Source organism: Paenibacillus urinalis, assembly GCF_028747985.1.
Lineage (GTDB): Bacteria > Bacillota > Bacilli > Paenibacillales > Paenibacillaceae > Paenibacillus > Paenibacillus urinalis.
This window is the reverse complement of record NZ_CP118108.1, coordinates 3,834,534-3,859,878: the sequence shown is the minus strand read 5'-3', so window position 1 is coordinate 3,859,878 and position 25,345 is coordinate 3,834,534. Positions and strand designations below refer to the sequence as shown.

Below are 25,345 nucleotides of genomic sequence, written 5' to 3'. Positions count from 1 at the left end.
ATACTCATGTTTTCAAACATAGCCCTAGCGTACGCGTTCTTGTACCTGTGCGCAGGACTGATCGTGGCAGGTATCATCATTTTATTCGCGTTAAAAAATTCACACAATTCAAAGCTTAGAAAAAAAGAACTGTACGCAAAGAAGCATCAGGATTACTTCGTATACGTTCAAGCTAATCTGACAGGCAGCGAACCCATCCGGCTTCCGATTGGCAAGCTTACCAAGCTTGAGAGGGAAGTCATTATGGACAAGTGTATTGCATGGATCGACCAGCTGAAGGGAGAGCATGCAGACAAGCTGCGTGATCTTACGCGGGAGACCGGCTTCGTAGATGAGCAATTGAAGCTGCTGAACAGCTCTTGGACAGGTACGGCTATACAGGCTGCTTACCGGCTGGGCGGTATGCGAAGCACCGAAGCGGCAGAGCCGATTCTAGAGCTGTTAAAAGAAGAGAAGAAAGTCAACTACGCTATTATCTACGCCCGGGCGGCAGCAAGATGTGCAGAGCGTCCGGCGCAGCTGAAGGAAATGCTGGGTTATCTGCTCAGTAAAGGCAAGCCTATACATCGCATGGCCGCAGATATTCTGATGGAGACAAGTCTTGAATCAAGCAAGCTGTTATATGAATTACTGGAATCTGACGATCCGGATTTCGTCAAAGTTGGTATTGTCGCAATGTCTGGACATGCTATTCCGGAAGTGATGCCGGCAGTAACACAGCTGTTTGGCTCCAAGGATCTGCATATCCGTTCTGAAGCGGTTAAGCTGTACCTCAGTACGAATCCCGTGCTTAAGGAACGGAATATCGTAGAGTGGATGGGAGATCCTGTGGCAGAAGTCAGAGCCGAAATGGCCAAGACGTTAGGGGCAGGCCATCAAGCCGGCAGCATTCCTCTCCTCAAAAATGCACTTGGAGATGAGGACTGGCTCGTTAGACATAACAGTGCGAACAGCCTGATGCAGCTTGGTGAGGAAGGCTTCGAGGCGCTGTGCGAGACAGCCTTGAAGGGAACTGGAGTCGCCAAGGATACGGCACTGGAATATGCAGAACGTGCCATAGAAGCGGCGAATGAGCATGAAGAGATCGAGAAGATGATGACCTTCAACAAGAAAAGGCTGATCTACAATCGTTACTTCGGCACCGCGCCGCAAGCAAATGCAAACCGGATGTCCGGCGTGATTGGAGGAGATTTCACTGCTTAGAGATATTTTGCTGGGTTACGGCACAATCATTATATATTACGTCGTGTTTGTTACTGTCTTGTATTTTGGTATTCTTTGTTTCTCATACAAGGATATATGGTCCATCCGGCGCAGGTCCGAGTTTTCAAGCTTTAAGAGCCTTGCAGGATCAGACGTGGTGCCTCCGGTATCGCTGCTGGTGCCGGCTTACAATGAAGAGCTGACCATTATCGAGAATGTAAAATGCTTGATGACCTTAAATTATCCTACTTATGAAGTTATCGTCATCAACGATGGATCTAGCGACAGAACCGTTCAGGTGCTTGTCAAAGAGTTTGGTCTTACAGAAATTAAAAATCCAAGCTTCCGCGGCACCATTAACGTCGAGCCGATCCGCGGGGTATATCACAATCCGGAATATCCGTTCCTGTACCTGATTGATAAAGAGAACGGAGGCAAAGCGGATTCACTTAACGCCGGAATTAACTTCTCGCATTATCCGCTGATTTCTTCCATTGATGCAGATTCCCTGCTGGAGAAGGATGCACTGATTCGCATGGCCCGCATGTACCTGGAGAATCCGGAAGAGACTGTGGCCATCGGCGGCGATGTAAGAATCGCGAACGGCTGCAAGATCGAGAACGGTGCAGTCAAGGAAGTGTCACTGCCTAGGAAGATGTGGCCGATGTTTCAATCGATTGAGTATTTAAAAGCTTTTCTTGGAGGACGGATTGGCTGGAGTCAGTTAAACGGACTCATTATCGTATCGGGAGCCTTCGGTTTATTCAGCAAAGAGGCGGTTATCGCTGTCGGCGGATACCGGGGGGGTTATCCTGGGGAAGACATGAACATTATTATTAAGCTGCATCGTTACATGCTGGAGAACAAGATTAAATATCGGGTTGCTTTTTGCCCTGAAGCGGTATGCTGGACTCAAGCACCTGACACGTACAAGATCATTTCCAACCAGCGCAAGCGCTGGGGCCGCGGTAACTTAAAAAATATGATTGAGAACGGCAATATGATGTTTAGACCAAAGTATAAGACCATGGGTCTGCTGACGATGCCTTATAACATATTTTTTGAAGCGTTGAATCCTTATTTCCGTATTACGGGGCTGCTTGCTCTAGCGGGTTATGTAGCCTTGGATATGACAGCTTGGCCTGTACTTGTTATCTTCGGGCTGCTGAACTTCCTTAGCGGATATCTTCTCAGTGTAGCTGCGCTGATCCTAGAGGAGATTGCTTTCCGCCGTTATCCGAAGCCAGCTGATCTTGTAAAAATGTTAACCTTCTCGGCCTTGAAATTCGTAGGATATCACCAGCTTGGCGTGCTGTGGAGAGTACAAGGGCATATCCAATATATGCAGAACAACAACTCCTGGGGCGCGATGACAAGACAGAGCTGGGAAGAGCCGAAAGTGGAAGAGGCCGCGTGAATATCTCAGTATTAACAGATGAAAGGGAGGAATAACTTTGGCAAATACGGTCACGCTTGAGCGTCAAATGACGGTGAATGTGTACGACATTCTAGAGGAGCAGCTAAAAGGAATGGGGAGCAGGCCCAGTGGTGTCGTGTTTGTACATTGCAAGAATATGGAGCAGCAGCCGGAGGCTGAAGTGAATGAAGCTCTAGAGCGTACTTGCGAAACAGAATTTCAGCTATGGAAGGACAGCAAGACGAGCACAATCGCTGTGTTTCTTCCTGGCTTGACACTGAACGCTACGCATTACCAGGCACTGCTCATCAAGCAGGAGCTCTTGGAGCGTCTCGGTGAGGCGGATCCGCGGCTGACGATGGCCGGCTTCCCTGAGATGGGCAGCCCAAGCAGGCATATGCTCAAAAATATGGCAGAGTCAGCGAAGCTTAGTCAAAGCACTGACATTCAGCTGTATACCAAGAATGAGACGATGACAGCACCGGGGAAAATTCTGATCGTTGATTATGACGAGACGACACGCGAGTTTTTGAGAATACGACTGTCTATGCAAGGCTATGAAACCTTTGAAGCGGTCGACGGTCTCTCCGCTATAGAACTGGCTAAGAAGATTAACCCGGATTTGATCTTGACCGAGCTTAATTTGTACGGCGTAAGCGGACTGTCGTTTATCCATCAGATTCAGAGCCTCGAGCTGCAGATACAGCCTAAGGTCATCGTGCTGACAGATCAGCGGGTTGAAGACACGATCAGCAAGTGCTTCGAAAAAGGAGTAGACGACTATGTTACCAAGCCGTACTCTCCGGTTGAGCTGGATGCGCGCATTCGCCGCTGCTTCCAAAGTAATGCAGTTTCTTAATTAGGCAACTCAGATTCAACATATAGATTATAAATTCCATCTGGAGGGTGAAGTACTGTGACAGAGCAATTCCATACTTTAATGAATGCGATTGAGAACAAGAAAGCGGTGCTTGGTGTAGTAGGATTAGGTTATGTTGGGCTGCCGCTGGCCGTAGAAATGGTAAAACAGGGTTTTACCGTTATCGGTATTGATTTGGACCCATCCAAAGTGGAACGAATTTATCAAGGGGATTCCTACATCCATGACATTACTTCCGAGGATCTGAAGACCGTAATGCAAAGCGGACGCTTTCAACCAACAACAGACTACAGCATGCTTCGCGTTATCGATGCACTGAGCATTTGTGTCCCAACGCCGCTTAGCGAGAATCAGGATCCGGATACATCTTATATCGAGACTGTTGTAGATAATATTAAGCAGCATATGAAGAAGGGCATGCTGATTACACTAGAGAGCACAACTTATCCAGGTACAACCGAAGAGCTGATTGAGCAGGAGCTTGAGGCAATTGGTCATAAAGTAGGTGAGGACTACTTCCTGTGCTTCTCGCCGGAACGCGTCGACCCGTCCAACGGAAGGTTTACGACATTCAACACACCTAAGGTGATCGGCGGCACAACGGAGGAATGTCTGAAGCTGGGTGTTGCCCTGTACAGCAAATATGTACAGACCGTAGTTCCTGTCTCCAATCCGAAGGTAGCTGAAATGTCCAAGCTGCTGGAAAATACATTCCGCAGTGTAAACATTGCTTTTGTAAACGAGATGGCGATGATGTGTGACCGCATGGGCATCGACATTTGGGAAGTCATTGATGCGGCTGCAACGAAGCCGTTTGGATTTATGCCATTCTACCCGGGTCCTGGAATCGGTGGCCACTGCATTCCGCTTGATCCGATGTACCTGTCCTGGAAAGCGAAGGGCTTCCGATTCTATAGTCAATTCATTGAGCTTGCTCAAAATACAAATGATAATATGCCTTACTATGTAACGAACAAGACAGCGACGATCTTGAACGAGTATGCCAAGTCGGTCCGCAAATCAAATATCTTGCTGCTCGGTATGGCTTATAAGCCGAATATTGCCGATCTACGCGAATCACCTGGACTTGAAGTGTACGAGCTGTTCAAGGAAGCAGGAGCGAATGTTGAGTACTACGATCCGTATGCAGACACATTCCGTGACAAGCATGGTTCTACCGTATACAGCGTGAAATACGATCCGGAGAAGTTCAAATCATACGACTGCATCGTGCTGATTACGAACCATAAGAATCTGGAATATGACGTTATTGCATCCCTTGGCGTGCCGGTACTGGATACTCGTAATGCGTTCAAGGATTATCCGCTGCCTCACATTTATAAAATTGGCCATTCCGTACAACATCCGGTGACACAGCAGGAAGAAGCGGTACTCGCATAAAACCATCCATGATTAGAGGAGGAAAAGCATGGAATGCATATCCTGCATGGGTAAAATGGAGCCTCATGATTGTCATCGTTGTAGTTTTACTCATTCTGTATTTCATGCTGAAGTCACCGGTCATGGATGAGAAAAAAGCAACCTGGCTCTGGGATGCCTCACTTATTGAGCAGCATACGGAGGAGATCGTGCAATTCCTGAAAGAACAGGAGGTGGACACGGTCTTCCTCCAGACGCAGCAAGAAGTAAGTGATGAGGCTTATCGGTCATTCAACCGTTCAGCGCATGCTGCTGATATTACGGTTCATGCGCTGAACGGACATGCAGACTGGGCTTATGCGGAGAAGCGAAGTGAAGGAACGGCATGGATTGAATGGGTGAAGACCTACAATGGGAATGCAGCCCCTGAAGAGAAGTTCGACGGTGTTCAATTCGATGTTGAGCCCTACCAGCTGAGAAGATGGGAACGGGAGGAAGCAGCCGTCATTGCCGAATGGAGCGAGAACATGGAGGAATGGAGCCGGGAAGGTGCAGAAGCCGGGTTATACATGAGTGCTGCTGTACCGTTCTGGCTTGACTCCAGGGAAGCTCCTGATGGCAGCGGCACGTTCAGCCGCTGGGTGATTGACCGGTTCGATGCCATCGCCATTATGGCTTACAGGGACAGCGGAGAGCAGATGTATGAGCTGTCCAAGGAGGAGCTTGCGGAGGCGGACGAGCTGGATAAGAAGGTGTGGATCGGCGCAGAGCTCGGCCATACCGACGAAGGCGAGCATTTAACCTTTTTCCGTAAGCCGGTAACGAACATGGAATCGGAGATCGAAATTGCCGGCAAGCTGGGCACGACCCATCGTTCCTTCGCAGGACTTGCGATCCATCATTATGAGGCATGGTACCAAAAGGTAACAGGGGATTTAACCTTTGCACAAAAAAACGAGTAGCCAAGGAGAACAGTAGCTATGAGGCTGACTGTTCTCCTTTTTATATTAAATAAAGGTTGACAGTTTGGCAGAATCCATTATAAATAGTTTGATGGGTTATTTAGCATGAACTGAAGATATAAACTGGAGAAGGATGGGAAGAATCTATCCTAAGACCGGCGAAGCAAGATCTTTAGTTCAAGTGGATGTTGATTCATTCAAATACATAGATAGGGAGCAGAACCTTACAATGAGTAATTTAGAAGTATTGCGTAATCCGAAGCAGCGCAAGCTGCTGTTCAGCGCAGGGCTCAGCTGGATGTTCGATGCAATGGAAGTCGGCATGATGTCCTTTATCGTTGCGGCACTGGCCAAAGAGTGGCTGCTTACGCCGGGTGAAGTTGGACTCGTATCGAGCTCCACCTCCATCGGCATGGCGGTAGGTGCATTGCTGGCAGGAACGATGGCAGATAAGTATGGACGTAAGGCGGTCCTCATGTGGACACTGCTTATTTTCTCTGTAGCAAGCGGAATTTCGGCACTGGCTACAGGTTACGTGTTTCTATGCATTATCCGGTTCATTGCCGGGGTCGGACTTGGTGGAGAGCTTCCTGTAGCCTCTACGCTCGTATCGGAGTCTGTACCGGCCAAAGAGCGGGGACGAGCCGTTGTGCTGCTGGAGAGCTTCTGGGCAGCGGGATGGATTCTATCTGCGCTGATCTCCTTTTTCGTTATTCCCGAATACGGATGGCAAGTGGCTTTTCTGATCGGGGCGCTGCCTGCCCTATATGCACTCTACTTGCGAAGAGCCATCGAGGATTCACCTCGGCTTGAGAACAAGCAGGAGCTGCGTAAAGTTCCGTTTCGCGAGAAATTTGCATCGGTGTGGTCCACTGAGCATCGCAAGACGACGCTGATGCTATGGATTCTATGGTTTACAGTGGTGTTCTCTTACTATGGGATGTTCCTGTGGCTGCCAAGCATTATGCAGATCAAGGGCTTTGAGCTGGTCAAGAGCTTTCAGTATGTGCTGATTATGACATTGGCCCAGCTTCCGGGATATTTCACAGCAGCGTACTTCATCGAGAGGTTCGGCCGCAAGTTTGTTCTCGTTGTATATTTGGTAATGACTGCGATAAGTGCGCTGTGGTTCGGTAATGCGGAAACAGAAGTCAGCCTGATTCTGGCAGGGATGTCATTATCATTCTTTAACCTTGGAGCCTGGGGAGGAATGTACGCCTATACACCGGAGCTGTATCCCCTTAAGGCGCGTTCTACAGGTGTCGGTCTTTCAGCCTCAATCGGTCGGGTCGGGGGGATCCTTGCACCGCTGCTCGTAGGACTATTGGTGCAAAAAGGGGTCGCTGTGGAATCCATCTTCGTATTGTTTTTCGTTACCGTGCTAATAGGAGCAGCGGCGGTTCTTATCCTTGGCCGAGAGACTAAAGGGCTTGAGCTCGAAGATTAGGACCATTGTCAGATATGACAAATTTGTAACCTGTGATATAGTGTAGTTCGTAGGTGAACGTTTGTGTTCCGCCTTTTCAAGTAATGAAGTCAGTCGTCCTTGATGATACAGACTAACATGAATGAAACTGGAGGATATCTGATCTTAATGAAGAAGAAAATAACAACTCTATTAATAACATGTGCCTGTGCACTTTCCGTGCTGGGCTCAGCGGCATCAGCAGATGCGGCGACACTGCGCCTTGGCAGTCAAAGTGCAGAGGTCGTGGAAGTACAAGAAAGACTGCATAGCAAAAATTATTTTACGGCTGGAATCAGCGGTTACTATGGTAACCATACGAAAGCTGCCGTCAAGTCATTCCAGCGAGCTTACGGATTAAGTGTGGATGGTGTTGTCGGTCCTAATACGAAGTCCAAGCTTGAGGCTGTTGCTCCAATCAATAACAAGGTGCTTCGGCATTTGGCAGGAATTATACAGGATGAGGCTGGCGGTGAATCCTTGACAGGTAAGATTGCGGTGGGTGCCGTTATTCTGAACCGGGTTCAGAGCAATGCTTTTCCGGACTCCATAACCAACGTCATATTCCAGAAGAATCAATTTACGCCGGCAATGGACGGTAAGCTCAGCAGTCCAACGGCTGCATCCTATGAGGCTGCCCGCAGGGCGCTGACGGGCTATGATCCCTCCAAGGGTGCTCTGTATTTCTATAACCCTAAGACAGCATCCTCGTCGTGGATTAAATCCCGGCCTGTGACGCAAACACTTGGGAATCATGTATTTACGAAATAGCGGATGGATCCAATTCGCTTCTGTATAAAATGCAACAGTTTACTGTAAAGATGGAGATTGTACTGTAATTGGAAAAAGAATGATCCGCTGAAGGATATCATTAGTACTCGATATTGGTAGCTTTCAGCGGATTAATCATAATATATCTGCACTGACATATAGGCAGTGACATCATCGCTATATGAGGCGATTTGTATCCAAATATATCTAAATATACACTTATCTATATTTATAGATACATTCAATTGAATGCAGAACTATGACAGGTGTTGCTTCGGCGACACATTCAAACACAACTGGAGGAATGACATCAATGAGAAAACTGACAAAACGACTAATGATCTGTGCTGCGCTTCTGGGAGCGTATGGAACGGTTGCTGCACCGGCAGGTGCAAGTGCTGCGGTAATGCAGCAGGGAATTCAGAGTGCTGATGTGCTGGACTTGCAGGAAAGACTAAGCAGTATCGGATTTATGAATGCAGGGTCAACAGGATATTACGGTAAGGCAACGGAGCAGGCCGTTCGCTCCTTCCAAAAGCAATTTGGACTCAAGATTGACGGAATCGCAGGGCCAGAGACGATCAGCGTGCTTAAGAAAAAAGCACCGATTAACCAAACCTCACTGAATCAACTAGCCAAGGCCATCCATGGCGAGGCCCGGGGAGAATCCTTTGAAGGTCAAGTAGCGGTCGGAGCAGTGATCTTAAACCGGGTTCAATCGGATGCATTCCCGGACTCCATCACAGAGGTCATTCTGCAGCCAAGACAGTTTACCGCCGTAGATGACGGCCAATACAATTTGGCTCCTGATGAGACTGCGATCAAGGCGGCAAAGAGTGCGCTCAATGGCTGGGATCCGTCAGGTGGAGCTCTGTACTACTATAACCCTGAGATCGCAACCTCCGAATGGAGCAAGGAACGTCCAGCGATCAAGCAGATCGGTAATCATCTGTTTACGAACTAATCCAATATCATATATAAAAAGAAGCTGCCACAAAATTACTGTGGCAGCTTCTTTGCTATAGGTATCAATACAGAGCATACATAATGAACCCCTTTGCAGGCAAGCAGCAAAGGGGTTTTAATTATATACATTTCATTTTATAGAACTCTTTTTGCACCGACGTATTTAGGACCCCAATAGGTATTGTCCAGGCTGTCGATTTTTACACCGGAGGAACTGGTCGCTGAAATAAAATTATTGTTTCCTACATAGATACCGACATGAGAGATCGAGCTTCCTGTTGTCTTGAAGAAGACCAGATCGCCTTGCTGCAGGTTTCCTTTGGATACAGATGAGCCTTGGTTATATTGGGTAGCTGCTGTACGCGGCAGGGATACTCCGTATTTATCGAATACATATTTAACCAGACCAGAGCAGTCGAACCCGCTTGTGGTTGAACCGCCGTAAACATAAGGAACGCCGATGTGATTCATCGCTTCATTTACAATGCTGGTGCCTTTGACATGGTCGTTTGGAATAAGTGCAGGGCTGTATGTTTTACCGGTTGTGCTAATCATGGCCAGCATAAGATCCTTTTTCCAAGTTACGTCATAGCCCATGGCTTCTGATACAAAACGAATGGGTACATATGTACGGTCATTTCGGATGAACACTTGCGTGCCAAGACTTACTTTGCTGCTATTGACCATCGCAGTCGTCTGGTTGGTTTGAATACGAATGGTTGTACCGCCCTTGGACAGCTTGACCACCGTTTCTTTTCCGCTCTTAAATACTTTAATCGTATAGTTCATTTCGTCAGCAAGCATGCGGACCGGCACTTGTGTACTGTAATTCTGATCCAGGAATGGCTCCGCATCTGGGAAATCGATCAGATTACTGTTCACTTGAATATTTACCGTATTGGTACTGGATGAGGATGCATCTGCTTGTCCATTACCCATGATTAACCCAGCTGCGAGCAGGGATGAGAACAACATATATTTACCAAACTTCTTCATTCTGAAAATTTCCTCCAATTGCCTCCGAGGTTAGTTGTCGGGTTCGAGTAGAAGGTACTCTAGCATTTCTTAACTGCTGCATTCACCCCAAATGTTGTAAATCGTCCCCCGTACTATTCTGATAGATTCGGCACACTTTTTTAATATGAATTAACTGTAATTAATATATAATAAATTAAGGTTAAAAAGTATCAAAAATGTTACCTTTGTTTTACTTTTTGTACACCAATTACTGGAATAAAACATAGAAAGAACCGGATTTTTTCGAATAATTTCCGCTAAGTCGGGTAATAAATTGTCATTGATTTGAAACAGGTATCCATTAAAGTAACAATATTGTAACTAAATAAATTGTTTTCGGGACCCATTTTATATCCATATATTGTAATAATTCCAAAAACGAAAATATATTAATAAATTGAGCACCAAAAAACCCTTCGTTAAAATCAACTAAGGGTTTGGTTTGAACTATTATTTATGCTGCATACACTGATTTCACTGATTTCCTGCCGCTGCATTGGAGTGGTTCTGTTTATATATATATACAATGCTAATTCTTTTTTCTGCGTCCTGTCAGAAGCAGCAGCAGGAACGACATAAGTACGATCGCAATCGTCCAGGCCCAGGCCATGACCGTATTCCCGCTGTCCACAGCAATGTATATGGCAGTAGGGACGGTTTGAGTTTTTCCTGGAATATTGCCTGCAAGCATCAGCGTTGCGCCGAACTCACCAAGCGCTCGTGCAAATCCGAGAATATAAGCAGAAATAACAGAAGGCCAGATGAGTGGAAGTGTAATATACCGGAATACCTGCCATTCATTCGCACCGATCGAGCGTCCGGAAGCTTCAAGCTCGGAATCAATGGACGTAAATCCGACCTTCATCGTCTGATACACCAGTGGAAACGAGACGACAACGGCGGCGATGACACAGGCTGTCCATGAGAATACGACAGGTGCGGCAAAGATGGCCTCAATCCATGCTCCGATCCAGCTATTTCTCCCCAGCAGGACGAGCAGCAGAAAGCCTACAACCGTGGGTGGAAGGACCATTGGCAGCATAAACGCTGTTTCTAGCAGCAGCTTTCCTTTGAACTTGCTCTTGGACATCCATCTTGCAGTAAGCCCGCCCATCACAATCGTGATAACACTGGACAATAGGGCAACCAGTAAGGATAAGCGCACAGGAGCCCAGAAGTCATGCCAGTCAAATGAAGCTGACATCATTCAGGCACCGAGAACCCGTATTTAGTAAATACAGCTTGGGCTTCAGAAGACTGTAAAAAGTCATAAACCGCTTTTGCCGCTTCGGGATGCGCACTGTCCAATACCACACCTACAGGGTATGTAATTGCTGTGTAGCTTGAGGGATCGACAGTGTGCACGATCTTCACTTTGCTGGAAGTAAGTGCATCTGTTTTGTATACAAATCCGGCATCGGCATTCCCGGTTTCGACATACTGTAATACTTGCCGCACATCCTTGGCCTGAACTATTTTGGGTTGGAGCTGTTCATATAAGCCAAGCGAAGTAAGCGCCTCTTGTGCATAGCTTCCTGCAGGTACACTTTCAGGTATGCCGAGGGCAACAATCTTGATATCTTCAGCAGTGAGATCCTGCTCAGAGGACATAGGCAGCTCGTTGCTGCTGGATGTAATCAGTACGATCTCGTTGGTTAACAGCGTAGTCGTATTTTCTGTATCCATGAGCCCCTTATCTATAAGGGCCTGCATATTTTTCTCAGCTGCTGACAAAAACAGATCAGCCGGTGCCCCTTGCTCAATCTGCTGCTGAAGAGAGCCGGAGCCGCCAAAGTTGAAGCTGAGCTTTATACCAGGATGAGCTGTCTCAAAGCGAGGCTGTAGTTCCTCCAGTACATCAGTTAAGCTTGCAGCCGCTGAGATCGTCAGCTCTGTGCGTTCAGATGAAGGAGTCGAGGATGCGCTGCTGTCCGAATTGTTATGGTCTGCTGAAGGGTTTGGTGAAGAAGCATTGGGTGATGCACAGGCAGATATGAATACCAGAGCTAGAAGGAAGAAAGAAATCATACTAAGCTTCGTTTGTTTTAACATAATCTCCATCCAATCGATATATTTGATTATAATTAGATATAATTAAATATATTATATTGGTTCTTTGAACAATTACAATACGAGGGTAAGAAAAGAGTATGGTACAATCAATAGCATTAATCATTTGTTATTGCATACCTGACAAGAGGGGTGGTAGATGTGACTGATATTTCCTATACAACCGAGGAAATCGCCCAGCTACTAAAAATATCAAAATTAACGGTGTACGATCTGATTAAGAAGGGGCAGCTTACAGCCTATCGTGTAGGTAAGCAGATGCGGGTCGACCACTCTGATCTTGAGGCGTACAAGCAGCGCTCCAAAGGGGTTGGTCAATATTCTAGTGAGGAGACAAGATCTTTAACTCCGGTGATCGATGCTCCTGCGAATCCACCAGCTGTTCAGGTGACGACTCAGGGAGTAAGGCAAGTGGTGATTACAGGACAAGATATGAGCCTCGATATTTTGGTGCGGCATATAGAGAAGCGCTCGCCTGGCATCAGGCCGCTTAGATCCTACGTAGGCAGCCTGGACAGCTTAATTTCCATGTATCAGGGACATTCCGATATTGTCAGCACCCATCTACTGGACGGAGATACCGGAGAATACAACATTCCTTATATTCGCAAATTGCTGATCGGCTGCTCTTATAAAGTTGTGAATTTGATGAGCAGACGAGCAGGACTATACGTTCAGCCTGGCAATCCTCATGAACTGCATGAGTGGAAGGATCTGGCCAAGCCGGGAATTCGTATGGTGAACCGGGAGCGGGGTGCAGGAGCACGGGTGCTGCTTGAGGAACAGCTTCGTATGCATGGGATCGCTGCCCGAGAGCTAATGGGCTATTATGACGAGGAATCCAATCATTTGGCTGTGGCCGGAAGGGTCGCTTCCAAACAGGCAGATGTCGGAGTAGGCATCGAGAAAGCGGCAACGATTGTGCAAGGGGTGGAATTCATTCCGCTGACGATAGAGAGATATGACCTTGTGTTAATAAACAAGCCCGAGAATGAAGTGCTTATCCGAACTGTTCTGGATATATTGCGTTCCGAGTCCTTTATCCGGGAGCTGGGTTCAATATCGGGATATAATCTATCCCGGACAGGGGAAGTGCTGTTTGAGGCTTGAAATCTGTGAATATATGTAAGAAGGAGCCGAACGCTTGTCGGCTCCTTCTTGCATGTTTGTAGTAACAATTAACGTGCTCCAATATTTGTACCGCTTGGTGTCCCGGCTCCGATCAAATCACTGCCTGAAGCCAGTTTCAAGAAATTGCCCAATACCGGATTTCCGTTTGCGTCACGAGCAACTGCGGGAACAAGAGACTGAAAATCTTCACTGCTGGCGAGCAGCCCCTTCGTATTGACGCTTTTTTTGTTTTTCCACCACACGTTGCTGGATGCTACGTCTGTTCCGCTCGTCTTATCGCTTGCTCCTCCGGCAAAGGATAAATTGTTTGTGAAGATATGCGTACCCTCATCAAATGCAAAATTACTCTGTCCGTTGCTCCAGGATGTATTGTTCTTGAAGTTAATGGAGCCGGGATTGCTGTTAAAAGTAAAGCCGTGCTTCTTGTTTTGGAAAGCAATGCTGTTAACCACCGTATGATTCACCCCGATATCCTCTCCACCCAGCTTAAATCCGTTGCCGTCACTGCTCGTAGTAGACGTTCCGTCCGAGGTTTGACCGTTCTTGTAGGCAATGCTGTTGCGAATCGTTACCGTCCCAATCGGGCCTGTATCATCCTTCGTATAGAGATCCCAGCCATCATCGACATTATAAGCCGCTATACATCCATCAAATACGTTGCCGGGGCCGACCGTAAGCTTAGCAGCAAAGCCGTCAGCATCTTCGCCATTATCAGGGTCGTAATTGTCATGTGAATATGAATTAATAACTTCATTATAAGCGGGCCATTCGCTGTATCCTGCAGTGGACGCATAGCGGCCAAGCTGAATTCCAGTATCTCGGTTATGATGCGCTTCTATATTTTCAATACGGTTATAGTTACCGGCTATATACAGTCCGTTATCACCTGCGCCTTTAATTTCCAAACCTTTCACAAGCCAGTAACTGCCAAACAGCTGCAAACCGCGATTGGTCGAGGCAAAGGATTGGGCTGAAAAGTCAAGGACAGGCTTCTCATTTCCGTAGGCAGCCAGTGTTTTTCTTGCCGTGGCAGAATTGCCGCTGTTATTTCGATCAATTGTAATGGTAGAGGGATAGCTGTAAGTACCGCCGCGCATATAAATTGTGTAGCCTGCTTCAATTTGCGTGAGTGCATGTTCAAGGGTTGTCGGACTTTGGAGTGTCCCGGGATTGCTTGCAGAACCGTTAGGAGCTACATATAAATTCCCGGCAGCTGTGAGAGCCTGTGTATTTTGAGGTCCAGCCTCGGCAATCATTACAGCAGAAGTACTCTCAGCAGATAAACTCGTTAGGGGAAGTAAGGGAAGGGCAAGAGACAGGCTGATTCCGGATACAAGCGTTCGGAAGGCGACAGACTTCCGTTTTGTTTTGTAGTCAAGCAGATTCAATTTCGTCACTACGATTCCTCCTAAAATTTGATATAGATTGGCACCCGTGGTTTGGTAACGGTTGCAATCTGAATCATACGTGATATGGAGGGGTACAGGAATAATCATCTTCACTGCTCATGAGGAATGGAGGTTATATCGGAGACGAGCGGCTCCATCGTTACAGAGCTCACATCATCATAATCATTGCATCAGATGTTATGTCTTGTTCTATCAGCACACATCAAACTCAACAGGCCAAATAATGGAGCCGCGAGGGATGCTACCCTCCTCAAAGGCAGTGAAATGATGATGCAGCTTGGAGTGATGAGGACCCTCTAATATTTTGACCATATATTCGGCGTAAGTGCTGATGTTAACATCAAAGGTTGTACCAAACCGTTCGAGTAAATAGGAGGTTGCTGGTAACGGCAAAGATAAGTGAGAAGCCGTAAGCGGGTTTAACTTTTGTTTGAAGTAATTTGCAATGAGGAGCAGGGAATGACTGTCCTGTGCCACAATGAAGCTGATTTTCTCCGGGTCTGTGCTGGAGTATCTAATATATCCGCTAAGTTTCTCATCAATTAATAAGGCAGTGCTGATCGTACCTGCACCGGGGCTGATCCAATCCTGAATAGATGAACCTGGAATAAGTGCCAGCGGAGAGGAGGCATGCAGATGCTCCCACATCAGTGAGAAAGACGGAATATCTCCCAGCTCAATACGGCGTTCCCTTACTACGGCAATACGATCGGTATAGATGCTCTCCAAAGGAATGTGGACCTGTTCGTCCATCCATGCCTTTCCTTGATATCCGAAGCGAACGTAGTAATGGGGATGACCCAGTACAACGGATAAGGCAAAGTTTTTATGTAAGGCACGATGATGGCCCGCTTCGATTAATGCAGATCCGATACCTTGTTTTTGATAATTAGGATGAACTGCTAGTGGAGACAGAATCAGACCTTGGTAGGTGCTGCCCTGGATACGTATAGGCTGGGGGGTGAATAAAATGTGGCCGATAATCTGCCCATCCAGCTCGCAAACGAGAGACAGCTCCGGATCAAAAGTGCTCCGTGCTCGCAGTATATTGACAAGAACGGCCTCACCCATTCCGTAGCTGTAAGAGAAGGTGAGAGCATGCAGTTCTGTAATGGCATAATAGTCGGATGGATACTCTTGGCGGATGGTCCAATTCATTCGTTCATAGCGCCCCATTTCTATATACTATGCGTACCTGGTTACTTTTTGAGCATAGCTTAAGCAAGCTGCTTCATTTTAATGCATCTAATCAACAATAAAAAAGAATTGCTATCATCTTGGATTTATGAGATAATTGATGTTTGCCTGAATTGGTATTTAGATATCATGGCGTGGATTTACCTTATAAGAAAAATGTTAATGTGGGGGAGTAACCGTGGAGCGATATCCTTTCTCCTATAATCCGACCGAGCCTTTCGTGAAGCAAGTGGGCGATTGGGTGGCGGATGTATTTTATGATATGTTGCCCGAGCATGGTTTTGAAGTGCGGGATGAACAGATTTATATGGCGTATCAGCTGGAAAGAGCCTATGCCGACAAGAAGACGATATTTGCAGAAGCAGGTGTCGGTACGGGGAAGACGCTCGTGTATTTGCTGTATGCGGTGAACTATGCCCGTTATACCCGTAAACCAGCTGTAATTGCTTGTGCGGACGAATCGTTAATTGAGCAGCTCGTCAAGCCGGAAGGCGATATTGCCAAGCTTGCACGCTACTTGGGATTGAACATTGACGCAAGACTGGGGAAATCCCCGGATCAATATATTTGTCTTAAAAAGATGGACGGCGCCCGCCTTAAGGATGAGGATGCCGGTGTAATTGAAGAGGTATATGACAGTCTGCCGGACTTCGTCCATTCGCCTGGAACGCTGCAGACCTTCTCGCCCTATGGGGACAGGAAGGAATATCCCCATCTAAACGATGAGCAGTGGGACAAGATCAGCTGGGATTCTTTCCAGGATTGTTTTGTGTGCGACAAAAGGCATCGCTGCGGGATGACCCTCTCGAGAGATCATTACCGTAAGTCCACCGATCTCATCATTTGTTCTCACGATTATTATATGGAGCATGTCTGGACGTATGAAGGGAGAAAGAGGGAAGGTCAGCTTCCGCTGCTTCCTGAGCACAGCTCTGTCGTGTTTGACGAAGGCCATCTGCTGGAATCTGCTGCACAGCATGCGCTCAGCTATAAGCTGAAGCACACCGCTTTTGAAGAGATGATTACAAGGCTTCTGGATGGAGAAATACGTGAAACGCTCGCTGAGCGGGTAGAGGATGCCATTGACCAAAGTAAAGTGGTATTCAGCTTGGTTCAAGAGCTCAGTACTACCATTCCGGGATCAGATCGAAAAAGAGTGGGTGTTAATGAGGCTTTGCTCATACAGTTAAATCACTGGAATGATACGCTTGAGGCGATTGACGAGGAGCTGGTGTTCGAAAGCGGCCTGCACACACTCAATGAATATAAGCTTCGAATTGTGGAGGTGCACCTTGAGATGATTCAAACTGCTCTCCAGCTGTTCAGACAGCCTGGCAGCTATATTTGCTGGGCAGAAGAGAGCGAGGATGGCGACGTAACGCTAGCTGTTATGCCGCAAAAGGTCAAAGAAGTGCTGGAGCAGCGAGTATTCGGGCTGAATATGCCGATCGTATTCTCCTCTGCAACACTATCCGTAGGACAGTCTTTTGATTATGTCGCTGATAGTCTTGGTATTACCGATTATTTATCGTTCTCCGTGAATTCACCATATAATTATGCCGATCAGATGAGACTGATTGTACCTGAAGAGCTCTGCGAGGCGGGAGAGCTTCGAAGTGAGGTTCTCTTTGCCAAAAAGCTGGCGAGTGCCGCCAAGCTGCTCGCACACTCCGAAGGACGAGCCCTTCTTCTGTTCACTACAATGGAAGAGCTGCGAAGATTCAAGCAGGCTGCAGCCCAGCACCCTTATTTCGCTTCCTATAAGATGCTGTTCGAAGGGGACAGAGAGATCAGCAGCCTAATTGCAGACTTCCAGAACAATGAGGAAACGGTACTCTGTGCAACGAGCTTGTGGGAAGGACTGGACGTACCGGGACCCTCCTTATCCAACGTCATGATCTGGTCACTTCCGTATCCGCCGGAAGATCCGGTATTTATGGCCAAGAGGGAGGCAGCAGAGTCCAGCTATGAGGAAGTGGACATGCCTTATATGCTTCTTAGACTGCGGCAAGGGCTCGGGCGATTGATTCGTTCGTCGTCGGATCAGGGAATTGCCGCTGTGCTTGATCCTGAGATTGTCGCAGATTCGAAGGTCAGAGAACGGGTGGAAGCTGTGCTTCCTCAAGGAGCAGTACTCAGAGTGGAGAAGATATAGCTGCTGAACCACAAACCATTGGCTTGATTTAAATTGAAACGATTAATATAGATAATAAATAAAGGTCAGTGATCTGATTCTTGTAAGTCTCTTGCAGACTTCACGAAGGAGCAGTTACTGACCTTTTTTATACAGGATGTATAGGCTTCCTACTTATCAAAAAAACCTGTGCTGAGGTAGCGTTCGCCTGTATCCGGAGCGATACAGAGCACTTTGTGACCAGCTCCCAGCTGCTTGGCGATCTGCAGCCCGGCCCACACCGATGCGCCGGAAGACGGACCGAGCAGAAGTCCTTCCTCAGCGGCCAGTCGCCGCATGATATCTAGAGCATCCTCGTCCGTTACTTGAATAATCTCATCCCACACATGGGTGTTGACGATGGAAGGAATAAACCCGGGGCTCGTCCCGACCAGTTTATGAGGGCCAGGCTCACCGCCGGACAATACGGGGGACCCCGCAGGTTCAACTGCATAGATCCGAATGTCTGAAATCTGACGGCGGAGCTCTTCACCGGTTCCTGTAATGGTTCCGCCGGTTCCCGAAGTCGCTACAAAAGCATCTAATTTCCCATCCATCTGGGTCATGATTTCGAGTGCTGTTGTCGTTCGGTGAGCATCCGGATTGGCTTGATTCTCAAATTGCTGCGGGATGAAGCTCCCCGGTATGGCTTCTTTAAGCTCCAGCGCTTTTTGAATCGCTCCGGGCATACGCTCGGCAGCAGGAGTGAGTACAACCTCTGCGCCGTACGCCTTGAGTATGTTAATTCGTTCTTTGCTCATGTTATCAGGCATGACTAGAATTGCTTTATACCCTTTGGCTGCGGCGTTCATAGCCAGACCGATGCCTGTGTTTCCGCTGGTAGGCTCTATAATGGTTGCGCCAGGCTGAAGAAGGCCGCGGAGTTCCGCCTGTCTGATCAGATTGGCTGCCGCACGGTCCTTCACACTGCCGCTGGGATTGAAGTATTCGAGCTTGACGTATACATCAGCATGATCGGCTTTCGGTAGACGATTCAGCCTGACGACCGGAGTGTTACCGATCAATTCGGTTACATTGTTTACAACGAGGCGCTTGCCTGATTTCGGCACGGCAGAATGATTTTGATCATGCATGTGAAAGTCCCCTTTAGTTAATACCCTATTATTTCAGTAGGAATATATATCTTCTAATATCATACGAACAGAAAGACAGCTCCGTCAAGACAGCTCCGTCAAGACAGCTCCGTCAAGACAGCTCCGTCAAGACAGCTCCGTCAAGACAGCTCCGTCAAGACAGCTCCGTCAGGTCAATGCCCAGCCGTTCGCTCATTTCCTTCATGACTTCGGTCTTGCAGAAGGTCCACAGTAAATATAGGCGCCGGTGATATCCCCGGCACAGGTAGCGCATTTCAAATCCTTCCCTCAGCTTGTTCTCCTCGTAAATGCGGATCCCGCCTCTACGCATCTGTATCCGGATATCCGTCAAATTTCGGGTTACATCCATCTGGATGCGGGTTAAATGATGGACATACAGCTGAGGCATATGCAAAGAAACATGCTGTATGGTATGAATGTCCTGTTCAAGCACATCCAGCATGAGAATGTGCATCATATATTTTTTGACCAGCAAATGATCTGCTTCACTGGGGACCGGGGCGGTGGATGATGTAGACATCCCGTTCACTTCCTTACTGATATGTAGTTGAATCCGTTTCATACTATTCTTTGAATTATATTTACAGAACATATGTTCCTGTAATATTATATTCAATATAAGATCTGTTTATGCGGTCTGACAAGTGGAAATTGCATACATACGGATGGGGAGAGGGGTTTGATGAAGCGATGATTCATCATCTAGAGATCTATGTCTCTGATTTGGAGAGAAGCACTGAATTCTGGGGATGGCTTCTAACGGAGCTGGGATATGAGCAGTATCAGAAATGGGAGAAGGGAATAAGCTGGAGATTTGGAGCGGCTTATCTTGTATTTGTACAGGCCGAGGACCGATTTCTTGATGTCCCGTATCACAGATGCAGAGTAGGGCTTAATCATCTTGCTTTTCACGCCGAATCAAGAGCGCAGGTCGATTCGCTTACCCGTCAGATGAGGGATAGAGGAGTTCCGATCTTGTACGAGAATCTTCACCCTTATGCGGGAGGAGAGCAGTATTACGCTGTATATTTTGAAGATCCTGACCGAATTAAGGTAGAGCTTACAGCACCATCGGAGAATACATACAGCTAATTGACAATGGATAAGAGAAAGGCAGCATCGATCAATGATGATCAATGCTGCCTGGATTAATCGGTTTTATGCCATATATTGCGGTTTATCGTAGAGTGCGTCCTTCTCTAATATGACCTTGTACGGGCGTTCCTTGCCTTTCAAGGAAGGGCCAAGCGTGACAATGGGCACCTCGGGCTTCTTGAAACTGTTGCCGCTGTCACCTTCCGGTACAGATCCGGTTGTTTCGCGGGCGGCACTCAGACGTACCTTTGGGGCTCCTCTTTTTTTGGTGAGCCTCTGTCTGATTGGTTTCATCCCAACTCTCCTCCTAACAGGTCGTGAATAGCACTAAATAATTGACGATTATCGCGGTCAATTTGCTGGAATAGATCATCACCTGCCTCGAGGTGTCCAACAAGATGCACGGTAAATACATAACCACTTGCTACAGGATAGCACAGCATATACTCTTTCTCAAGATAATCATCGTACAGATTCACCTTAATTTTGTTCTCCTTGTACGCATCAACGACAAGAATTCGACTGGGATCATCCGGCGTTTTGCCATCATTGATATTCATAGGATAACGCCTCCCGATCTCACCGACATTTCCGGCTACCTGCTCAATATATCCGGATAGAGACACCCGGTGCACCGTGGTACCGCGTACGAGAAAGTGCGGCCGAGATACAAAGGCTGTTCTTAGTGTATCGCTCATACGATGGAGCATTTGATCATCGATTTTGCGGGAACGCAGCAGTTCACGAAAGAAACGAAGCAGCTTCAGGAGCTGAATGCGTTTATTCTCTTCCTCCTGCTTTACTTTATTCACTTTCTCTGTTAAATACATATCCGACCAAGGGCCTAATCTTTCCATCATGTCTGCAATTTTGTGACAGGCTACCGATACAGCGGGTGCCCAGTTGCTATCTGAACGAATCTCATAAGTCAGGGAACCTAGACCAAGAAGATCGCTGGGCATTCGCATGCCTTCGATATCCTTACTGCTATCCAGCTCGTTAACATGCTCAGGTAATATAAAGAATATGCGTCCTCTTCCCAATCGGCTCATAAAAAGACCCATTTCAAACAGGGTATTGTCCCGTACCGTGGCGTACATTTTTCCTCGAATACTGGTGATGTCATCCGGGTGGAAAATAAAAATGGCGAAATCACTGCTTCGAACCTGCTTCTCCAGATCCTCCATCGTATAGCTGCTAGGGTTAAAAACGCCGGCATACCATGGAGTGACTTCAGCAGCATACCTTAAATTCTCATGTACAGCTGCGGCAATAGGCTTCGCTTCAAGGGAACATCCGATGAACGCTCTAGGCTTTATCGTCTTCATAGTCCGCTCCGCCTCGCTTACGGGATATGTTTTTTAAGATCTTTTTCTATATTATACCATTTACCCGAATTTGACGAACCGAAAAGCATCACATTCTGAAGAAAGAGACGTAAGAACTAGAAGTATGAGACTTAAGACGATATTATGATTATTAATAGTCTATTCGCCGTTACATGAAGTGGACATGATGCATGTAATAAAGTGAGTATAAATTACCAAGCAGGCACCGTTTCTGGTATGTTATAATTAGTTTAATCATATATTAAAGAACTGACTCTATGCACGAATATATGATTACTAACAGAAAGGATCTGGATACCATGAGTCCCCGAAGGATGAAGCCCCAAAGGACAATTTGGAAACGAAACGATTCCTCGTATACGTAGCTTCCCTTACGCGATTAGTAAAAGTCACTAGTTAAATGACCAACTATGCGTAGGGAGAGGTAAGCCAAATGAATATTCGAAGGATGAACTCCTCTCAGCTTTCCTTACGCATTAGTTTCGGTCTGTTTCTGACCAAACTACAAACAATGCGAGGGAATCTGTATGAGGACAAAGCAAAAACTTCTGTTTTGGAATAAGACGGCTGTAACATCACAAGAACAACCTGTTTCATTCGAAAACAGAAAAAGGACGGCTGTAAGTGAGGCCGTACGATCAATGTTTAATTTGAATGAGCTCAAAAGTATCGGATTGATGCTTTTTGGGACGATGCTGATGGCGTTTGCTTTTTATCACATCAACTATGTGAATCATTTGTCGGAAGGCGGATTTGTAGGATTAGCCCTGCTTGGCAGTTACGTGGCCGGTTGGTCTCCTGCACTCACCAGCTTGCTGCTGGATATTCCCGTTATTCTGATTGCATGGTATTTCATGGGCCGGAAGTATATGCTCAAAGCCATGCTGGGAGCTTTATCTTTCTCCTTATTTTATGAATGGTGCGAACGGTATTCACCTCTCGTCATTGATCTCCAGGGAAGTCTGCTGGCAGCGGCCCTTATATCTGGTATTCTTACCGGAGTCGGAGCAGGGATCGTTATTGCGAGTGGAAGCGCGACGGGCGGAGATGACATTCTGGCCGTGCTCGTCAGCAAGTGGAGCCGAATGAAGATTGGATCGGTGTTCTTTATATTTGACGGGATTGTACTTCTATTGTCACTACTCTTTATGCCGCTCAAAGAAACGCTGTATACGGTGCTTGCCGTGTGGATTGCAAGTAAGTTCATTACCTTGATTACTCAAACAGCAGCTAAGAAGCAGCGGCCCGAGATTGAGAGCGAGATCTTACAGCCGAAGCCGGTCAAGACCGATGTTACACGATTACCATTACCGAAGCCTGCAGCTGTAACTGCGTCTGTTTCGTATTTACCTATTAGAACGAAGGATACCAAGCATCACGTATCCACCACGGTAGTCAAGAAGTCAAGTGCTGCCGGAGGATAGACGATATTTTGGTATTGATCATACAGTTGAACATTGATGATAAGAACAAGAAGGATCTGCATGCTTGCAGGTCCTTTTTTGCGTTGTCTTCACAATAGTCGCTGTTCCTAAAAATCGCATATCAAATTTAGTCACAGGTGCCAATGTGAATACAGCGCAGCTCTTCTAAAATAAAGTAAATCTAAGGAGAGAGGAGTACAAATGGATGGATCGTTGGGGAGCATTCGTGAAAAGTATGGGAGACATTTCGGTTCATGAAATAGGGGGAAGTCTAAAAGGTCTTCGATTTGCAGTGAAGGACGTCTATGATATTCAAAATCATGTGAGCAGTGCTGGAAATCCTGACTTTCAACGTACACATCATCCAGCCAAGAATTATGCACCCATCCTGTTACGAATATTGGAAGAGGGAGCTCAATTCGTAGGTGCAACACATACGGACGAGCTCATGTTCGGACTGAACGGCGAGAATGAACATTGGGGTACTCCGGTTAATCCTAAGGCACAAGGCCGTATTCCAGGAGGGTCGTCAAGCGGGTCTGCTGTGTCGGTTGCTGCTGAAATGGTTCATTTTGCGTTAGGAACAGATACAGCGGGATCTGTTCGAGTTCCTTCCAGCTATTGCGGAGTATACGGTATTCGGCCTACATGGGGATGCCTGTCATTGACTGGAGTCGTCCCTCTAGCCCCTAGTTTTGATACGCCGGGCTGGATGGCAAACGAAATAGAGACCATGCTGAAAGTGGGAAAGACGTTATTTAAAGGTGATGCTCGAGAAAATGATCGAGACGAGCTTAGGTTTGTATGGGCAACGGATATGTGGGATCTGGTAGACGAGCAAGTACAAGAAGAATTGGGTGTGAGATTTGGGCAACTACGCTCGGCACTGAATTGTGATGAAGAAGCGATAACCGAAGGGATGCAATTCGAGCTAATGGATTGGGTTCGAGCCTTTCGTACTTTACAAGGATATGAGATATGGAGAACACACGGACCTTGGATCGAGGAAGTAATCCCGCGATTTGGAGCTGCTGTTCGCGAGCGTTTTAAATGGGCCGAAGGAATACAAGCTGAAGATGCCGAGTTGGCACGAGAAGATGTCAAGCAAGTCCGAGCATTTCTTCATGAGAAGCTGCAAAAGAATACGGTGCTAATTGTGCCGACAACTCCGAGCATAGCCCCTCAAATTGGACTCACGGGTAAGGAAGCAGAACAGATAAGAATTAGCACAATGCAGCTATGCTGTGTAGCTGGAATAGGCGGGTTACCCCAAGTTAACGTTCCATGGATGGAGGCTCAGGGATATCCTTTCGGCTTATCATTTATTGCTGGACCGGGCCGGGATATGGATCTCTTGCGGCTTATCGCTAATATCGAATCTGAGCTGAAGCTGGTTCCCCGAAAGGAGCACATTCGATGAAATATGTGAGCTTTATTCAGAATGGAAAAGAGCAGGCTGGCATTCAAGCTCAGCAAGGTGTCATTTCAATAGAGATGATGAATCGAATCTACAAGACGGATTGGCCTACAGATATGATGTCCTTGCTGAGAGAAGAAAGGCTTGATGAGCTGAATAGCTGGATCATAAGCAGATCTTTTATTAATGAATTACCAGGTCTCGAAATGGCTTCCCCGGATGAGATTTATTTTGCTCCCTTGTATCGTAATCCTGGAAAAATATATGGAATAGGCTTTAACTATACCTCCAGTTATGAAGAACTTACTGCGTTCAGGAATCAAAAAGAACGTGAGGAACCTGTAGGATTTTTCAAACCAAGCACCAGCTTAATTGGTCCCGCGGACGATATTCGGCTTCCAGAGCAATCTGAGCGAGTCATCGCAGAGGCAGAGCTTGCGATCGTTATTGGCAAAGCTTGCAGTCATGTGTCCGAAGAGATCGCGGCTGGCTGTATTGCAGGCTATGTTGCCGTGCTTGATATTGGTGCAGATGATATACATCAAAAAAACCCCCGATTCTTAACTCGCTCCAAAAGCTTCGATACTTTCTTCAGTCTGGGTTCTGAGCTGCTAACACCGGATGAGGTCGATCCGTTTGCGGAGATCCAGATTGCGACGATAAGAAATGGACAGGTTGAAGCACGAAAAAAGGCTGGCCTAATGAGGTACACACCTGCACATGTAGTATCTTTTCATTCCGAGCACATGACGCTTCTTCCCGGAGATATCATCATGACGGGAACTCCCGGAGCCTGTATTATTCGTGAGGGTGATCATGTCGAATGTCGAATAGATGGTTTTATGCCTCTCGTAAATTTCGTTTCAAGAACAATCAAACGGACAGATGCTTAAAAAATTTGCAG

23 protein-coding genes and 1 riboswitch are annotated in these 25,345 nt (G+C 46.9%); of the genes, 14 read left to right on the top strand and 9 right to left on the bottom strand.

What is annotated here, in order from left to right; all coding sequences use genetic code 11:
• Nucleotides 1–6: 6 nt before the first annotated feature.
• The 8 genes from PUW25_RS17850 to PUW25_RS17815 all read left to right on the top strand — a co-directional run bounded on the left by PUW25_RS17850 (nucleotide 7) and on the right by PUW25_RS17815 (nucleotide 9,042).
• Nucleotides 7–1,203: a HEAT repeat domain-containing protein gene (locus tag PUW25_RS17850; protein WP_047910973.1), complete on the top strand. Its 1,197-nt coding sequence runs from the start codon at nucleotides 7–9 to the stop codon at nucleotides 1,201–1,203.
• Nucleotides 1,204–1,234: 31 nt separating this feature from the next.
• On the top strand, nucleotides 1,235–2,620 hold the full coding sequence (locus PUW25_RS17845; protein WP_047911233.1) for a glycosyltransferase family 2 protein: 1,386 nt from the start codon (nucleotides 1,235–1,237) through the stop codon (nucleotides 2,618–2,620).
• A 37-nt stretch (nucleotides 2,621–2,657) separates the two neighbouring features.
• Nucleotides 2,658–3,479 carry a response regulator gene (locus tag PUW25_RS17840; RefSeq protein ID WP_274338425.1) on the top strand — a complete coding sequence of 274 codons (822 nt, stop codon included), beginning with the start codon at nucleotides 2,658–2,660 and terminating at the stop codon, nucleotides 3,477–3,479.
• A gap of 57 nt (nucleotides 3,480–3,536) precedes the next feature.
• Nucleotides 3,537–4,901 (top strand): nucleotide sugar dehydrogenase, encoded by a 1,365-nt coding sequence (locus PUW25_RS17835; RefSeq protein ID WP_047910975.1) that lies wholly within the window; start codon nucleotides 3,537–3,539, stop codon nucleotides 4,899–4,901.
• A gap of 8 nt (nucleotides 4,902–4,909) precedes the next feature.
• Nucleotides 4,910–5,842 (top strand): hypothetical protein, encoded by a 933-nt coding sequence (locus tag PUW25_RS17830; RefSeq protein WP_047910976.1) that lies wholly within the window; start codon nucleotides 4,910–4,912, stop codon nucleotides 5,840–5,842.
• Between the two features lie 229 nt (nucleotides 5,843–6,071).
• The gene (locus PUW25_RS17825) at nucleotides 6,072–7,289 is read left to right on the top strand and encodes an MFS transporter (RefSeq protein WP_047911234.1); all 1,218 of its coding nucleotides are present in this window, start codon (nucleotides 6,072–6,074) and stop codon (nucleotides 7,287–7,289) included.
• A 147-nt stretch (nucleotides 7,290–7,436) separates the two neighbouring features.
• The gene (locus PUW25_RS17820; RefSeq protein ID WP_047910977.1) at nucleotides 7,437–8,078 is read left to right on the top strand and encodes a cell wall hydrolase; all 642 of its coding nucleotides are present in this window, start codon (nucleotides 7,437–7,439) and stop codon (nucleotides 8,076–8,078) included.
• Between the two features lie 313 nt (nucleotides 8,079–8,391).
• Nucleotides 8,392–9,042: a cell wall hydrolase gene (locus PUW25_RS17815; protein ID WP_047910978.1), complete on the top strand. Its 651-nt coding sequence runs from the start codon at nucleotides 8,392–8,394 to the stop codon at nucleotides 9,040–9,042.
• A gap of 137 nt (nucleotides 9,043–9,179) precedes the next feature.
• Here the strand turns inward: PUW25_RS17815 and PUW25_RS17810 are convergent, their stop codons facing one another.
• From PUW25_RS17810 to modA, 3 genes are all read right to left on the bottom strand, one after another.
• The gene (locus tag PUW25_RS17810; protein WP_052511812.1) at nucleotides 9,180–10,040 is read right to left on the bottom strand and encodes a C40 family peptidase; all 861 of its coding nucleotides are present in this window, start codon (nucleotides 10,038–10,040) and stop codon (nucleotides 9,180–9,182) included.
• 4 nt (nucleotides 10,041–10,044) lie between these two features.
• A riboswitch (cyclic di-AMP (ydaO/yuaA leader) is annotated at nucleotides 10,045–10,183 on the bottom strand.
• A 407-nt stretch (nucleotides 10,184–10,590) separates the two neighbouring features.
• Nucleotides 10,591–11,268, bottom strand: coding sequence for a molybdate ABC transporter permease subunit (gene modB / locus PUW25_RS17805; protein ID WP_047910979.1), 678 nt, complete (start codon nucleotides 11,266–11,268; stop codon nucleotides 10,591–10,593).
• Nucleotides 11,265–12,113, bottom strand: a complete 849-nt coding sequence (gene modA / locus PUW25_RS17800) for a molybdate ABC transporter substrate-binding protein (protein WP_047910980.1) — start codon at nucleotides 12,111–12,113, stop codon at nucleotides 11,265–11,267. Before modA ends, modB begins: the two co-directional genes overlap by 4 nt.
• Before the next feature lie 159 nt (nucleotides 12,114–12,272).
• Between modA and PUW25_RS17795 the strand changes: the two genes are divergently transcribed.
• A complete protein-coding gene (locus tag PUW25_RS17795; RefSeq protein ID WP_047910981.1) occupies nucleotides 12,273–13,241 on the top strand; it encodes a substrate-binding domain-containing protein in 969 nt (322 codons plus the stop codon).
• A 68-nt stretch (nucleotides 13,242–13,309) separates the two neighbouring features.
• On the opposite strand, the gene PUW25_RS17790 is transcribed toward PUW25_RS17795, so the two are convergent.
• Both PUW25_RS17790 and PUW25_RS17785 read right to left on the bottom strand, forming a co-directional pair.
• Nucleotides 13,310–14,518 (bottom strand): right-handed parallel beta-helix repeat-containing protein, encoded by a 1,209-nt coding sequence (locus PUW25_RS17790; protein WP_047911236.1) that lies wholly within the window; start codon nucleotides 14,516–14,518, stop codon nucleotides 13,310–13,312.
• 345 nt (nucleotides 14,519–14,863) lie between these two features.
• A complete protein-coding gene (locus PUW25_RS17785) occupies nucleotides 14,864–15,829 on the bottom strand; it encodes a GNAT family N-acetyltransferase (RefSeq protein WP_052511814.1) in 966 nt (321 codons plus the stop codon).
• Between the two features lie 217 nt (nucleotides 15,830–16,046).
• Here PUW25_RS17785 and PUW25_RS17780 point away from each other — a divergent pair, with 217 nt between their 5' ends.
• Nucleotides 16,047–18,023 (top strand): ATP-dependent DNA helicase, encoded by a 1,977-nt coding sequence (locus PUW25_RS17780; protein ID WP_047910982.1) that lies wholly within the window; start codon nucleotides 16,047–16,049, stop codon nucleotides 18,021–18,023.
• A gap of 149 nt (nucleotides 18,024–18,172) precedes the next feature.
• Here PUW25_RS17780 and cysK read toward each other — a convergent pair whose 3' ends face one another.
• Nucleotides 18,173–19,135, bottom strand: a complete 963-nt coding sequence (gene cysK, locus PUW25_RS17775) for a cysteine synthase A (protein WP_047910983.1) — start codon at nucleotides 19,133–19,135, stop codon at nucleotides 18,173–18,175.
• Between the two features lie 154 nt (nucleotides 19,136–19,289).
• Nucleotides 19,290–19,676 (bottom strand): YhjD family protein, encoded by a 387-nt coding sequence (locus PUW25_RS17770; RefSeq protein WP_052511816.1) that lies wholly within the window; start codon nucleotides 19,674–19,676, stop codon nucleotides 19,290–19,292.
• A gap of 170 nt (nucleotides 19,677–19,846) precedes the next feature.
• Here PUW25_RS17770 and PUW25_RS17765 point away from each other — a divergent pair, with 170 nt between their 5' ends.
• The gene (locus PUW25_RS17765; RefSeq protein WP_047911238.1) at nucleotides 19,847–20,248 is read left to right on the top strand and encodes a VOC family protein; all 402 of its coding nucleotides are present in this window, start codon (nucleotides 19,847–19,849) and stop codon (nucleotides 20,246–20,248) included.
• 66 nt (nucleotides 20,249–20,314) lie between these two features.
• Here the strand turns inward: PUW25_RS17765 and PUW25_RS17760 are convergent, their stop codons facing one another.
• Together PUW25_RS17760 and PUW25_RS17755 are read right to left on the bottom strand one after the other, a co-directional pair.
• Nucleotides 20,315–20,545 carry a hypothetical protein gene (locus PUW25_RS17760; RefSeq protein ID WP_047910985.1) on the bottom strand — a complete coding sequence of 77 codons (231 nt, stop codon included), beginning with the start codon at nucleotides 20,543–20,545 and terminating at the stop codon, nucleotides 20,315–20,317.
• Nucleotides 20,542–21,579 carry a nucleotide-binding protein gene (locus PUW25_RS17755; protein ID WP_047910986.1) on the bottom strand — a complete coding sequence of 346 codons (1,038 nt, stop codon included), beginning with the start codon at nucleotides 21,577–21,579 and terminating at the stop codon, nucleotides 20,542–20,544. The genes PUW25_RS17760 and PUW25_RS17755 overlap by 4 nt, the downstream gene beginning before the upstream one ends.
• A gap of 662 nt (nucleotides 21,580–22,241) precedes the next feature.
• On the opposite strand from PUW25_RS17755, the gene PUW25_RS17750 reads away from it, so the two are divergent.
• The 3 genes from PUW25_RS17750 to PUW25_RS17740 all read left to right on the top strand — a co-directional run bounded on the left by PUW25_RS17750 (nucleotide 22,242) and on the right by PUW25_RS17740 (nucleotide 25,334).
• On the top strand, nucleotides 22,242–23,024 hold the full coding sequence (locus PUW25_RS17750; RefSeq protein WP_274337348.1) for a YitT family protein: 783 nt from the start codon (nucleotides 22,242–22,244) through the stop codon (nucleotides 23,022–23,024).
• Nucleotides 23,025–23,229: 205 nt separating this feature from the next.
• Entirely contained in the window at nucleotides 23,230–24,444 is a 1,215-nt protein-coding gene (locus PUW25_RS17745; RefSeq protein WP_274337347.1) for an amidase, read from the top strand.
• On the top strand, nucleotides 24,441–25,334 hold the full coding sequence (locus PUW25_RS17740; RefSeq protein ID WP_090725468.1) for a fumarylacetoacetate hydrolase family protein: 894 nt from the start codon (nucleotides 24,441–24,443) through the stop codon (nucleotides 25,332–25,334). Before PUW25_RS17745 ends, PUW25_RS17740 begins: the two co-directional genes overlap by 4 nt.
• Nucleotides 25,335–25,345 lie beyond the last annotated feature (11 nt).